The sequence below is a fragment of the Methylobacterium sp. CCH5-D2 genome (assembly GCF_001556475.1).
GTDB classification, from domain to species: domain Bacteria; phylum Pseudomonadota; class Alphaproteobacteria; order Rhizobiales; family Beijerinckiaceae; genus Methylobacterium; species Methylobacterium hispanicum.
Genome location: NZ_LSIX01000286.1, coordinates 1 through 559, shown reverse-complemented (window position 1 = coordinate 559; position 559 = coordinate 1). Strand labels below are relative to the sequence as shown.

The 559-nt window shown below is 70.8% G+C and carries 1 pseudogene; it reads right to left on the bottom strand.

Annotated elements, in window-relative coordinates:
- Positions 1–371 precede the first annotated feature (371 nt).
- Positions 372–559: pseudogene (locus AX737_RS34200) on the bottom strand (lipopolysaccharide biosynthesis protein); the annotation flags it as partial.

Here is a 559-nt window from a genome sequence, read left to right as displayed (position 1 = left end):
GCCGAGGCGCGCCTTGGTGTCGCCGCCGACGAGCCGCAGCCGCGCGCCGCGCGCGGCGGCCTCGCGCACCATGCCGGTCGCCTCGTCCTCGTCGCGAGGCTCGTATGAACCCATCGTTTCCTGCCCTGACGCGCCGGCCTCGGGCCGGCTTTCTTGAAGCGTTCTTAGGACAGGATCATGCGGGAGCATACCGGCGATTCAAGCACTGGCTGTGTCGCGGAGGAGGAAGGGGTTTCATACGGGACTCGGTTGAACCGTTCGGTTCTGCGAACCCGCTCACGATGAGGCGCGGGTCCCCTCTCCTGTAGGGAGAGGGGGCGCGGCGCGATCCATGCTCCACGGCCGAACCATTCAACCGGAAACGAACGGTCTCACTCCGCCGGCACCGCCGGGGCGCGGCGCAGCGCCCCCTCCACCATCCGCCGCAGGCCGGCGATGTCGAAGATCCAGACGAGGCCGCCGTAGAGCGCGATGCCGATCGGCAGCTGGAGCGCCAGTGCCCGGGCCGGTTCGAGGTGGCGCAAGGGCGCCAGCGCCGCCCCCATGGCGAGGCTCGCGG